General features: G+C 70.2%; 11 protein-coding genes and 1 tRNA gene. 3 read left to right on the top strand and 9 right to left on the bottom strand.

Annotation, left to right across the window (positions count from 1 at the left end):
* Positions 1–22 precede the first annotated feature (22 nt).
* The gene (locus tag J2X55_RS04640; protein ID WP_309822102.1) at positions 23–367 is read right to left on the bottom strand and encodes a hypothetical protein; all 345 of its coding nucleotides are present in this window, start codon (positions 365–367) and stop codon (positions 23–25) included.
* Positions 368–492: 125 nt separating this feature from the next.
* Positions 493–582 (bottom strand) — tRNA-Ser (locus J2X55_RS04635).
* A 328-nt stretch (positions 583–910) separates the two neighbouring features.
* Here J2X55_RS04635 and J2X55_RS04630 point away from each other — a divergent pair.
* Both J2X55_RS04630 and radA read left to right on the top strand, forming a co-directional pair.
* Positions 911–1,864 (top strand): L-lactate dehydrogenase, encoded by a 954-nt coding sequence (locus J2X55_RS04630; protein WP_309822099.1) that lies wholly within the window; start codon positions 911–913, stop codon positions 1,862–1,864.
* A gap of 62 nt (positions 1,865–1,926) precedes the next feature.
* Positions 1,927–3,294 (top strand): DNA repair protein RadA, encoded by a 1,368-nt coding sequence (gene radA / locus J2X55_RS04625; RefSeq protein WP_115915981.1) that lies wholly within the window; start codon positions 1,927–1,929, stop codon positions 3,292–3,294.
* A gap of 611 nt (positions 3,295–3,905) precedes the next feature.
* Here radA and J2X55_RS04620 read toward each other — a convergent pair.
* The 6 genes from J2X55_RS04620 to J2X55_RS04595 all read right to left on the bottom strand — a co-directional run bounded on the left by J2X55_RS04620 (position 3,906) and on the right by J2X55_RS04595 (position 9,601).
* Positions 3,906–4,316: a dehydrogenase gene (locus J2X55_RS04620; protein WP_115915982.1), complete on the bottom strand. Its 411-nt coding sequence runs from the start codon at positions 4,314–4,316 to the stop codon at positions 3,906–3,908.
* 141 nt (positions 4,317–4,457) lie between these two features.
* Positions 4,458–5,174, bottom strand: a complete 717-nt coding sequence (locus J2X55_RS04615) for a FadR/GntR family transcriptional regulator (RefSeq protein ID WP_210110672.1) — start codon at positions 5,172–5,174, stop codon at positions 4,458–4,460.
* Positions 5,175–5,199: 25 nt separating this feature from the next.
* Entirely contained in the window at positions 5,200–5,979 is a 780-nt protein-coding gene (locus J2X55_RS04610; protein WP_309822096.1) for a 3-oxoacyl-ACP reductase, read from the bottom strand.
* 118 nt (positions 5,980–6,097) lie between these two features.
* A complete protein-coding gene (locus J2X55_RS04605; RefSeq protein ID WP_309822095.1) occupies positions 6,098–7,453 on the bottom strand; it encodes an aldehyde dehydrogenase family protein in 1,356 nt (451 codons plus the stop codon).
* Positions 7,450–8,265, bottom strand: a complete 816-nt coding sequence (locus tag J2X55_RS04600; RefSeq protein WP_115915986.1) for a gamma-glutamyl-gamma-aminobutyrate hydrolase family protein — start codon at positions 8,263–8,265, stop codon at positions 7,450–7,452. The genes J2X55_RS04605 and J2X55_RS04600 overlap by 4 nt, the downstream gene beginning before the upstream one ends.
* Positions 8,246–9,601, bottom strand: a complete 1,356-nt coding sequence (locus J2X55_RS04595; protein WP_115915987.1) for a glutamine synthetase family protein — start codon at positions 9,599–9,601, stop codon at positions 8,246–8,248. The genes J2X55_RS04600 and J2X55_RS04595 overlap by 20 nt, the downstream gene beginning before the upstream one ends.
* Before the next feature lie 146 nt (positions 9,602–9,747).
* Between J2X55_RS04595 and J2X55_RS04590 the strand changes: the two genes are divergently transcribed.
* Complete coding sequence (locus J2X55_RS04590) at positions 9,748–11,286, top strand: amino acid permease (protein WP_309822094.1); 1,539 nt, start codon at positions 9,748–9,750, stop codon at positions 11,284–11,286.
* Positions 11,287–11,338: 52 nt separating this feature from the next.
* Here J2X55_RS04590 and J2X55_RS04585 read toward each other — a convergent pair whose 3' ends face one another.
* Positions 11,339–12,013, bottom strand: a complete 675-nt coding sequence (locus tag J2X55_RS04585) for a hypothetical protein (RefSeq protein WP_181906362.1) — start codon at positions 12,011–12,013, stop codon at positions 11,339–11,341.
* Positions 12,014–12,026 lie beyond the last annotated feature (13 nt).

The following is a 12,026-nucleotide window of genomic DNA, read 5'->3' as shown; positions in this document are numbered from 1 at the left end:
GGAACAGCGCGGTCCGAGATAACTATCTGGGTTGGACTGATCCCGCGTGGGTGCGTCGCTGGAGGTAGGCGCAGAGGTGTCCCGCGGCTTCGACTTCGGCCCCGAGCCCGATGAGATCGAGGGAGGTTCCGGTGAAATCGGTGGGGCGCTGAGTGAGTGTGGCAATCCATCGCAGATCGTCGTCGAGCTGCAGATAGACGGCAGCCGCGACGTGCTCGAGGTGGACGATGACGACGAACGCGTCTTCGTCGTCGGCGTCATCCTGCGGCAGGACGCGAGGGCGTCCCAGAGCGGGAATCCCCTGCGCCTCGAAATCTTTGACCCACTCGGCGATCTCGTCGAGTGAGGGGCGCCGTGCGAGGGTCATACACGGACTGTACCGAAAACGAACCGGTTTCACCTGGGCGACGAACGGGCCCGGGGTGTGCGTACCCCGATGCTCTGCACCACGCTCCGGAAACGGAAAAACCCCCGATTTCTCGGGGGCTTCCATGGCGGTGACGGTGGGATTTGAACCCACGGTAGGGGTGAACCTACACAACATTTCGAGTGTTGCACCTTCGGCCGCTCGGACACGTCACCGCCGAATAGCTTACGACAGAACCCCGGATGCCGCGAATCGGCGGCCGTCAGCAGTCGCCGCGGCCGCCACCGGGCGTACCGAACTCCGGAGATCCGGGCGCCTCGCCCTGATCCCTGTCCCGACGCGGGCCACCCCACCCCGGATCTCCGGAGCGCGGCACACCGGCCACCGCACCGCTCCACCCGAGAACTCAGGAGATACGTACGCCCCTCCGCGCACGCCTCTCCGCGCCCGCCGCGAGCCGCGAACCGCGACCCCCGGCATCCGTTCATCCACCGTCGAACGACCCCGCTGGAAGCCGCCCTCCCCCGCTGCCAGGATCGAGCCATGAGCGTGATCGAGAACTCGAAGCTGACGGTCGTGGGCGCAGGCAGCGTGGGCGCGAGCGTCGCGTACGCCGCCCTGATCCGCGGGTCGGCTCGGCACGTCGCGCTCTACGACATCGCTGCCGAGAAGGTCGAGGCCGAGGTGCTCGACCTCGCGCACGGCACGCAGTTCACCGGGTCGAGCGACATCACCGGCGGCAGTGACGTGTCGGTGGCTGAGGGCTCGCACGTGGTCGTCATCACCGCCGGCGCCAAGCAGAACCCGGGTCAGACGCGCACCGAGCTCGCCGCGACGAACGCCGCGATCATCCGCGACATGATGCCGAAGCTGCTCGAGGTCGCCCCGAACGCGGTCTACGTCGTCGTGACGAACCCGTGCGATGTGTTGACGGTGCTCGCGCAAGAGGCGACGGGCCTGCCCAGCCGCCGCATCTTCGCCTCGGGCACGGTGCTCGACACGTCCCGCCTGCGGTGGAAGCTCGCCCAGCGTGCGGGGGTCGCCACCTCGAGCGTGCACGCCTGGATCGTCGGCGAGCACGGCGACACCGAGTTCCCGCTGTGGTCGACCGCGACGATCGGCTCCGTGCCGATCACGGAGTTCGAGCTTCCCGACGGCACGCGCTTCGACCGGGAGCAGTTGGATGCCATCGCCATCGACGTCCGCGACGCCGCGTACAAGGTGATCAAGGGCAAGGGAGCAACGAATTACGCGATCGGCCTCTCGAGCGCCCGCATCGTCGAGGCGATCCTGCGCGACGAGCACGCGATCCTGCCAGTCAGCACCGTGTTGCAGGGCTTCCACGGCATCGACGGCATGGCCCTGTCGGTCCCCTCGATCGTGTCGGCCCGCGGCGCCGTCCCCCTGGCGGGCACGCCCTTCTCCGACGCCGAGCTGTCTCTGCTGCGCCGCTCCGCCGACGCCCTGACGACAGTCACCGAGTCTCTCCGCGACTGAACGGATCCCGGATGCCGGCACCCCGACGCAGCGATGTCGGAGGCCCCGCGTAGCCTGAGCACATGGCATCCCGTCGTCCCGCTGCAGCCCCCGCTCCCTACCGGTGCACCGAGTGCGGGTGGACGACGCTGAAGTGGGTCGGTCGCTGCGGCGAGTGCCAGTCGTGGGGCACGGTGGTCGAGGCCGCGGAGCAGACCGGGATCGTCCGGTCGATCGTTCCCGTCGCTCCCGGGGCCGCGCGGGCGGCACGGCGCATCACCGAGATCGACACGCAAGACGCCCCACGTCGCACGAGCGGCGTCGGCGAATTCGACCGCGTGCTCGGCGGGGGCATCGTGCCCGGCGCGGCGATCCTGCTGAGCGGAGAGCCCGGTGTCGGCAAGTCCACCCTGCTGCTCGAGGTGGCCGCGCAGAGCGCCCGCGCGGGACGACGCGTGCTGTACGCCAGCGGCGAGGAGTCCGCGGCCCAGGTGCGCCTCCGCGCCGAGCGCACCGGCGCCCTGCACGACGAGCTCTTCCTCGCCGCCGAGACCGACCTGGCCACCATCCTCGGACACATCGACCAGGTCGAACCGGGGCTGCTCATCGTCGACTCCGTACAGACGGTGTCGTCCGCCCACAGCGACGGCGCGGCGGGCCAGCCGGCTCAGGTGCGCGAGGTCGCCTCGGCGCTCATCCGGGTGGCCAAAGAACGCGGGCTGCCGGTGATCCTCGTCGGTCATGTCACGAAAGACGGCTCTATCGCAGGACCGCGCATCCTCGAGCACCTGGTCGATGTCGTCTGCCACTTCGAGGGCGACCGACAGACGTCACTCCGGTTCGTGCGGGCCCTCAAGAACCGCTTCGGCCCCACCGACGAAGTCGGCTGCTTCGACATGACGGGCACCGGCATCGCCGAGGTGGCCGACCCGAGCGCCCTGTTCCTCGGCCATGGCGAACCAGAGCCGGGCACGTGCGTGACCATCGCGATGGAGGGCCGCCGCGCCCTCCCCGTCGAGATCCAGGCGCTGGCGGTACGCCAGACGGCACCGAACCCCCGGCGCATCGTGAACGGCGTCGACTCGTCGCGCGTGGCGATGGTGCTCGCCGTCCTCGAGAGCCGCATGGGCCTCACGCTCTCCGACCGCGACGTCTACGTCTCCACCGTCGGCGGTGTGCGCCTGGTCGAGCCGGCCGCCGACCTCGCGATCGCGATCGCCGTGGCCAACGCCGTCAAGAACCGCAAGGTCTCGAAGCGCCTCGCCGCGATCGGCGAACTCACCCTGACGGGCGAGATCCGCAACGTCACGCAGGCCGCGCAGCGCGCGTCCGAGGCCCAGCGACTCGGGTACCACACCGTCCTCGACGCCTCCTCCCGCAAGCTCGCGCAGGCCCTCAACGAACTGCAGGTGCGCGGCATCCCGCGTGACGACAGCGAACCGGGGTTCTGACACAGACTCGTCGGCGTGACGCGACCAGGGCTCGACTACAGCCTCGTCAGTTCGCTCAGAACGGGGGCTCGGCGGCGCACTCATACCGGGGCTCTTCAGCCCGCCCAGAACGGGCGCTCGTGGGCGCACCCGTACCCGGGGCTCTTCAGCCCGCCCAGAACGGACGCCCGCCGGCGCACCCATACCAGGGCTCGTCCGCCCGCTCAGAACCGAGGATCGTCAGCGCATCCATACCGGGGCTCGTCGGCACGGGCCCAGAATGCGGGCGCGAGCGCCTCAGACGTGGAGCGGGGCTCAGCGACCGGGAGGCGCCGACCGGCGACGACGGTGCGGCGACGTCATGCCGAGCACAGCGGGGATGACTAGTCCGGCGGCGCACACGGCACCGGCGATCAGGTACTCCATGGTCCCGAGTCTTGCACGCGTTCTTCACCCGCGCGAGTTCCGCCCCTCACCCCGGGCCATTCGCCCCGCGCGAGCGCCCCATCCGTCGTTCGAGTGTCCAAAACACCCGGACAAAATTCGAAACACTCCGGGTGTTTTGGACACTCGACGACAGACCAGACATCCCGTCTCGGCGTGGGCGGACCGAGCCCGCGCGTGGGGGCGTCTCAGGCGTCGAGAGCGGCGATCAGGTCGGCCGGCGATGCCTGGATCGGGTGGGGCCCGGCGATGTCGATGAACACCGTGGTGATGGCATCCTGGTGCGTTCCGAGGAACGTCCGCAGCCACTGCGGCGATTGCAGGGCCACGTGGGGCGGCAGCGTCTCGGGCTTGTGCGCGGCGTCGCTGAAGAGCAGCAGCGCGACCTGCCCCGTGTTCGGGTCGCGGTAGGTCCACACCTCTCCGACGCTGAGGGGGTTGTCGGCGTCGCCCGGGGTCATGAGCGGCACGACCGTGGGGCCGTGGCGCAGGGCGAAGGCGATCGCCGCCATGTCCTGGGTCTGGAGGGCGTCGGTGAGCGCGGTGTTCTTGAAGTCCACGTCGAGCTTCTTCCCCTTGCGCTTCTTGCCTGCGGCCATCCTCCGAGCCTATCCGCGCGGCGCCGAGCCCGCCCCCGCGGCACTGCGCGACGGGAGGGGATCCGCCGATCGGAGGACGGAAGCCGCGGGACGCATCCTCCGCTCACCGAATCGCCTCCGCTGAGAAGCCCGCGCGAGGCCCTACGCCAAGAACCCCCGCAGCAGCGCCTCCGACCCCGCGAGGTGATCGCGCATGGCCGCGTGGGCGGCATCCGGCCGGCCGGCCAGGATCGCCGAGACCACCGCGGCGTGCTGCGAGGTGGAGTGCTCGATGTTGCGCGGCAGCAGGGGGAAGGTGTCGAGCCACGCATTCACGCGCGCGCGGTTGTCGGCGACGAGGGGGACGAGAGACGGGATGCCGGCAAACTCCGCGATCGTCAGGTGCAGGAGCGTGTCGAGCCGGCGGTAGTCCTCCCCGTCGGCGAGCGCGGCCGCTTCGTGCCGCGCCCACAGCACGTCCCGTTCCTCGGCCGACAGCGATCGCCCCGCCGCCGCCCACGCCGCTCCCGGTTCGAGGACGCCCCGGAGGGCGATGACGTCGGCGAGCTCGGCGGCCGACACGACCGCCGGCTGCGACGGCCGGGGCACGGGGTCGACGACGAACGTGCCGCCGTAGCGACCTCGCCGTGTCTCGAGCCACCCGGCATCCGACAGCTCTTTCAGAGCCTCGCGGACCGTGTCACGGCTCACCCCGTAGAGCGCGGCGAGCTCGCGCTCCGCGGGGAGCGACTCCCCCGGCGCGACGAGCCCGAGCCGCACGGTCTGCACGATGCGCGCCGTGGTGTCCTCGAGCGCGTTGCCGCTGCGCACGGGCCGGTACACGGCCCGGCGCAGGTCGTCGAGCGGCGCGTCTGTCACCCTCTCAGCCTGTCACGTCACCGGTTCACAGGGGCGTGACGTAGGCGTTGGTGATCCCCCCGTCGACCACGAAGGCGGTCGCGGTGATGAAGGAGGCGTCATCGGATGCCAGGAACGCCACGCTCGCGGCCATCTCTTCCGGCTCCGCGAAGCGGCCCATCGGCACGTGCACGAGTCGACGCTGCGCGCGCTCGGGGTCTTTCGCGAACAGTTCCTGCAGGAGCGGGGTGTTCACCGGTCCCGGGCAGAGGGCGTTCACGCGGATGCCCTGACGCGCGAACTGCACGCCGAGCTCGCGGGTCATCGCGAGCACGCCGCCCTTCGACGCGGTGTACGAGATCTGCGAGGTGGCCGAGCCGAGCAGCGCGACGAACGACGCCGTGTTGATGATCGAGCCCCTGCCCGCGGGCACCATGTGCCGCAGGGCCGCGCGCGAGCAGAGGTACACGCTCTTCAGGTTGACGTCCTGCACCCTGTCCCACGCGGGCAGTTCGGTCGTCTCGATTGAATCGTCGTCGGCGGGCGAGATCCCGGCATTGTTGAACGCGATGTCGACGCTGCCGAGGTCGGCGGCGACGCCGTCGAAAAGAGCGTCGACGGATGCCTCGTCGGCGACGTTCACCTGCCGGAAGACACCCCCGACTTCGGCGGCGGCGGCCGTACCGGTGGTCTCGTCGAGGTCGGCGATCACGACGCGCGCTCCCTCGGCGGCGAAGCGGCGGGCGGTGGCGAGGCCGATGCCGCTCGCACCGCCGGTGACGATGGCGACGCGGTCGCGCAGGCGCTGGGTGAGGTCGATGGTCATGGGCGGTGGTTCCTTTCGAGCTGACCCTTGTCCCTCTTATGGCTGGTTCAGAGCCGCTGAAGCAGCCAGAGGTGGGAGAAGGAGCGTCACAACTGGGACAAGGGGTGAAGGGCGGGCGTCACTCGGTGGCGTAGAAGACGTTCTTCGTCTCGGTGAAGTGCTCAGCGGCATCCGGGCCCAGTTCGCGGCCGAGGCCCGAGGCCTTCATGCCGCCGAACGGAGTCGAGTACCGCACCGACGAGTGCGAGTTGACCGATAGCACGCCGCTGCGCACGCCGCGGGAGACCCGGATGCCGCGCCCCAGGCTCTCTGTCCAGATCGAGCCGGCGAGACCGTAGGCGGTGTCGTTGGCGAGGCGGATGGCATCCGCTTCGTCGTCGAACGGCAGCACGGCGAGGACCGGACCGAAGACCTCGTCGCGCGCGATCCGGTCGCCGGGCTGCGCGAGCACGACGGCGGGTGCGAACCAGAAGCCCTCACCCTCGGGCGCCGACCCCCGGAATGCGACGTCGACCCCGTCGAGGAACCCCTGGACGGAGGAGCGGTGGGATGCCGAGATGAGCGGCCCCATCTGCGTGTCCTCGCTCGCGGGGTCGCCGACCTTCCACGCCGCGACGGCGGGTTCGAGCATCTCGAGGAAGCGGTCGAAGACGCTCCGCTGCACGAGCAGGCGGCTGCGCGCGCAGCAGTCCTGCCCGGCGTTGTCGAACACCGAGCCGGGGACGCCCGCGGCGGCCTTCTCGAGGTCGGCGTCGGCGAAGACGATGTTCGCGCTCTTGCCGCCGAGCTCGAGCGTCACGGGTTTGAGCATCCGCGCGCACCCCGCGGCCACCTCGGTGCCGACCTCGGTCGACCCGGTGAACACGACCTTGTGCACGTCGGGGTGCGACACGAACCGCTGGCCGACCACCGACCCCGAGCCGACGACGACCTGGAACAGCCCCTCGGGCAGCCCCGCCTCGAGGGCGAGTTCTCCCAGGCGGATGGCGGTGAGCGGGGTCAGCTCGGCGGGCTTGAGCACCACCGCGTTGCCCGCGGCGAGCGCCGGAGCGAAGCCCCACGCGGCGATCGTCATGGGGAAGTTCCACGGCACGATGATGCCGACCACGCCGTAGGGCTCGTGGTAGGTGACGTCGAGCCCGCCGGCCACGGGGATCTGCGACCCGATCAGGCGTTCGGGGGCACCGGCGTAGTAGTTGAGCACCTGGGCGACGTGTTGCGCCTCCCACCGGGCCGACCCGATCGGGTGGCCGGAGTTCTTCACCTCGAGCGCGGCGAGCTCCTCGACGTGCGCCTCGACGACGCGGGCGAACGCGCGCAGGGCGTCGGCGCGGGCGACGGGGGCTCGTGCCGCCCAGGAGCGCTGCGCGCGCACGGCGTCGGCGACGGCGGCATCCACCTGGTCGATCTCGGCCCGTTCGAGCGTAGTGATGGCCGATCCGGTCGAGGGGTCGATGACGGTGAAGGTGCTCATGCGGGGGCTCCCTGGAACTCGGAGGTGGGGGCCGGCGATTCGGCCACGGAGGCCTCGGCCCCGAAGCGGGTGGCCCGGTAGCGGGCCGCCGCGGCGACGAGCCCGAGGAACAGCCGCCGATCCTCGGCGTTCTCCTCGGGATGCCACTGCACGGCGACGAGGTAGTCGTCGCCCTCGGTCTCGACGGCCTGCACAAGGCCGTCGTCGGTGCGAGCGGTCACGCGAAGCCCGTCACCGACCCGGTCGACGCCCTGGTGGTGGTAGCTGTGAACGGTGAGAGCTCCGGCGCCGACGAGGCCGGCGAGCCGGGTGCCGGCATCCACCTCGACGACGTTCTCGGCGAAGACGCCGCCGCCGATCCGGTAGCGCTCTGTGCCGAGCGCCTCGGGTAGGTGCTGATGCAGCGTGCCGCCGAGGGCGACGTTGAGCAGCTGGAGCCCCCGACAGATGCCGAAGACCGGGATGCCGCGCTCCCGCGCCCCCGCGAGCAGCGCGAGCTCCCACGCGTCGCGGTCGGCGCGCGCGGGGTCGGTGAGTGGGTGGCGCTCGGCGCCGTACAGCTCGGGCTGCACGTCGAGGCCGCCGGTGAGGATGAGACCGTCGAGCCCGTCGAGCACCGCCGCAGCGGCCTGCTCCGGACGCGGCTGCGGGGGCAGCAGCACCGCGCTGGCTCCCGACGCGGTCACCGCGTCGAAGTACTGCTGGGGCAGAAAGGATGCCCGGACGTCCCAGACGCCCTGCTTCGCCCGCTCCAGATAGGTCGTCAGCCCGACGACGGGGGTCCTGCTCGGATCAGAGGCGCTCGAAACCACGCACCCGCTCCCAATCGGTCACGGCGGCGTCGAAGGCTTCCACCTCGATGCGCGCCTGGTTCAGATAGTGCTCGACGACATCGTCGCCGAAGGCTGCGCGGGCGATCGTCGACTCGCTGAAGAGCCGCGCGGCCTCGCGCAGAGTCGTGGGGAGCGTGTCGACGCCGGCGTCGTACGCATTGCCGGTGAGCGGCGCGGGAAGCTCCAGCTCGTTCTCGATGCCGTACAGACCGCCCGCGATGATCGCCGAGATCGCGAGGTAGGGGTTCACGTCTCCCCCGGGCACGCGGTTCTCCACGCGCAGCGACGAGCCGCGGCCGACCACGCGCAGGGCGCACGTGCGGTTGTCGACGCCCCAGGCCACCCCGGTCGGGGCGAAGGAGCCCTTGGCGTACCGCTTGTACGAGTTGATCGTGGGGGCGTACAGCAGCGTGAATTCGCGGAGGGTGGCCAGGATGCCGGCGATCCAGTGCCCCATCAGGGGGCTGAACCCGTGCTCCTGCTCGCCGGCCATCACGGCAGAGCCGTCGTCACCGCGCACGGAGAGGTGGATGTGGCAGCTGTTGCCCTCGCGCTCGTTGAACTTGGCCATGAACGTGAGCGACTTGCCGTGGCGGTCGGCGATCTCTTTCGCGCCGTTCTTGTACAGGGTGTGGTTGTCCGCGGTCTCGAGCGCCTCGGCGTAGCGGAACGCGATCTCCTGCTGGCCGAAGTTGCACTCACCCTTCACGCCCTCGCAGTACATGCCGGCGCCGTCCATGCCGAGACGGATGTCGCGCAGCAGCGGCTCGAGACGCGTCGTGGCGAGCAGGTTGTAGTCGACGTTGTAGTCGGTCGAGGGGGTGAGCCCCGTGTATCCCTTTGCCCAGGCGTCGCGGAACGAGTCGTCGAAGACGATGAACTCCAGCTCCGTCCCGGCGTACGCGGTGAGCCCGCGCTCGGCGAGGCGCGCGCGCTGAGCGTTCAGGATGCCCCGCGGCGACTGCGCCACGTGCGCACGGTCGCCCCACGCGAGGTCGGCGAACACGAGCGCCGTTCCGGGCTGCCACGGGATCGTGCGAAGGGTCTCGAGGTCGGGCACGAGCAGCATGTCGCCGTAGCCCTTCTCCCAGCTCGACATCGCGTACCCGTCGACGGTGTTCAGGTCGACGTCGACCGAGAGCAGGTAGTTGCACGCCTCGGCGCCGTGCCCTCGTACCTCGTCGCGCCAGAAACGCGCGGCGACCCGCTTGCCGACGAGCCGACCCTGCGCGTCGGGGAAGGCCACGACGACGGTGTCGATCTCGCCCGCCTCGATCGCGGCATCCAGTTCTTCGCTGCTGAGATTGCCCGCCATGGTCTCCCTCTCGCGGTGTCGGCGCCTCTTCGTGCGAAGGACGTAACGAGGAACTTACACGTCAAAGGTAGACAGGTCGACCAATAGAAGGCCATGATTTCGGGCAAGGCGACCCCGAAGCCTGTCCGTATCCGTCTGGAGGTCCCATGTCCACCTCGAGCAATTCCCGTAAAAAGGTCGCCGGAGCCACCTATACGGCCACCGACGCCTCGTACTTCGAGAAACGCACGCTGAAACGCTCGGCCGGCGTCTGGGGCCTGTGGGGTCTCGCCGTGGCCGCCGTCATCTCGGGCGACTTCTCGGGCTGGAACTTCGGCATCGGCTTCGCCGGGTTCGGCGGCATGCTCATCGCCTTCGTCATCCTCGTGGTGATGTACTACGGCCTGACGTTCTCGATCGGCGAGATGGCAGCCGCCATGCCGCACACCGGCGGTGCCTACTCGTTCGCCCGGGCGGCGATGGGGCCGTGGGGCGGCCTCGCGACGGGCCTCGCCGAGACCATCGAGTACGTCGCCACGACCGCCGTCGTCGTGTACTTCTCGGGGCAGTACGCCGACTCGGCGCTCGAGCTGTTGACCGGGGTCAGCCTCCCCTCGTTCGTGTGGTGGATCATCCTCTACGCGCTGTTCATCGCCCTGAACGCCGCCGGCGCGAACATCTCGTTCGGCTTCGCGATCGTCGTCTCGGTCATCTCGATCGGCATCATCGTGGTCTTCGGCGCGATGTCGCTGATGACCGGAGCCTTCGACTGGAGCTCGCTCTGGAACATCGCCCCCACCGACGGCAACTCCGAGTTCCTGCCCTTCGGCGTCGGGTCCATCCTGCTGGCACTCCCCTTCGCGATGTGGTTCTTCCTGGGTATCGAAGAGCTCCCCCTCGCGGCCGAGGAGTCGCACGACCCCGCTCGCGACATCCCCCGCGCCGGGCTCTGGGCGCGCGGCACGCTCATCGTGACCGGCCTCATCGTGCTGTTCCTCAACACCGGCGTCCTCGGTGCCGACGCCACCGGAAGCTCGCTCGAACCCCTGCTCGACGGGTTCCGCGCCATGGTCGGAGATCAGGCCGCGGCCCTTCTCTCGCTGCTCGCCCTGGTCGGGCTCCTGGCATCGCTCATGGGCATCATGTTCGCCTACGGCCGCAACATGTACTCGCTCTCGCGGGCCGGATACTACCCGCGCTGGTTGTCGCTCACCGGTGCCCGCAAGACGCCCTGGGTCGCCCTCGTGTTCGGCGCGGCACTGGGTTTCGTGGCGCTCGTCGTCGTGCAGGCGGCCGGTGGCGATGCCAGCCCCGCCGGCGCGATCGTGCTGAACATCGCCGTGTGGGGCGCGGTGGTGGCCTACTTCCTGCAGATGGTGTCGTTCATCATCCTGCGCCGGAAGTTCCCGAACGCGGTGCGCCCCTACAAGAGCCCGTGGGGGCTGTTCGGGGCCTACTCGGCGGCCGTCATCGCCGCGGTCGTGTTCTTCGGCCTGCTCTTCAACCCGACCTACCTGCTCGCGATCGTGGCGATCATCGTCGTGTACGCCGTGATCTTCATCGCCTTCGCGCTCTACGGTCGCCACCGGCTCGTGCTCTCCCCCGAGGAGGAGTACGCCCTGTCCGGAGGTCTGCACGGCGACCCGCAGCGAGAGGGCTATGACGCCATGGAGGACGAGGTGTTCAAGAACAACCCCGGCTCCTGAGCGCGGGAACGACGAGGGGCGGATGCCGACCGGCATCCGCCCCTCGTGATGTTCAGCGCAGGATGAACGACGCCGTGCCGGACGACGGGATGCCGCCGATGGACACGCTCAAGTGGTACGTCGCTCCCCCGCCGGGAGCGTAGGGCCGCTCCCCGCCGCAGGAGTTCACCGAGGAGCGGGTGCGGTCCCAGGTGAGGGGTGCGGAGCTCGTGACGACCTGACCGGCCGCGAGCGTCACCTCCATGTCGCTCGGCTCGGCCTGGCAGTCCGTCGAACGCCACCACACGTCCGAACCGCTCGTCACGGTGAACGATTGCGCGCTCGTCCCGACGTTCATCGTGCAGGGGTTCGCGCTCGTGTTCGTGAGCTTGATCGACAGCTGCGGGTTCTCGCCCTGGCCGTACTCGCTCTTGTCCGACAGCGCCGCGACCGTGATGTCGGCCGCCGTGCACTCCACGGGCCCCGCCGGCGCGGTGGAAGTGGGCGAAGTGGAGGGTGACGCGGAGGGCGCGTCGGATGCCACCGGCGCGGTCGTCGTCGCAGCGGCGGCGGGGGTGCTCGCGGCGGGAGCGGAGGTCGCCTCGGCGGTGGGGGCGGCACGCCACGGGGGAGCCGCGACGAGCCACACGACGAGGCCGATCACGAGCAGAGCGAGAAGCCCTGCGGCGAGACGACGACGACGGTAGACCGCCGGGGACTGCCTCCGCCTACGGGGGGCATCGGTCATGCTTCCAGGGTAG

Origin of the sequence: Microbacterium sp. 1154 (assembly GCF_031455375.1) — a bacterium.
Lineage (GTDB): Bacteria > Actinomycetota > Actinomycetes > Actinomycetales > Microbacteriaceae > Microbacterium.
Note: the sequence above shows the minus strand (reverse complement) of the source record. Positions and strands in the feature narration are given on the sequence as shown.

Excerpts from the sequence above, each read along its gene's own strand:
- J2X55_RS04640 (WP_309822102.1), bottom strand. The coding sequence starts at position 367 with ATGACCCTCGCACGGCGCCCCTCACTCGACGAGATCGCCGAGTGGGTC.
- J2X55_RS04630 (WP_309822099.1), top strand. The coding sequence starts at position 911 with ATGAGCGTGATCGAGAACTCGAAGCTGACGGTCGTGGGCGCAGGCAGC.
- radA (WP_115915981.1), top strand. The coding sequence starts at position 1,927 with ATGGCATCCCGTCGTCCCGCTGCAGCCCCCGCTCCCTACCGGTGCACC.
- J2X55_RS04620 (WP_115915982.1), bottom strand. The coding sequence starts at position 4,316 with ATGGCCGCAGGCAAGAAGCGCAAGGGGAAGAAGCTCGACGTGGACTTC.
- J2X55_RS04610 (WP_309822096.1), bottom strand. The coding sequence starts at position 5,979 with ATGACCATCGACCTCACCCAGCGCCTGCGCGACCGCGTCGCCATCGTC.
- J2X55_RS04605 (WP_309822095.1), bottom strand. The coding sequence starts at position 7,453 with ATGAGCACCTTCACCGTCATCGACCCCTCGACCGGATCGGCCATCACT.
- J2X55_RS04595 (WP_115915987.1), bottom strand. The coding sequence starts at position 9,601 with ATGGCGGGCAATCTCAGCAGCGAAGAACTGGATGCCGCGATCGAGGCG.
- J2X55_RS04590 (WP_309822094.1), top strand. The coding sequence starts at position 9,748 with ATGTCCACCTCGAGCAATTCCCGTAAAAAGGTCGCCGGAGCCACCTAT.
- J2X55_RS04585 (WP_181906362.1), bottom strand. The coding sequence starts at position 12,013 with ATGACCGATGCCCCCCGTAGGCGGAGGCAGTCCCCGGCGGTCTACCGT.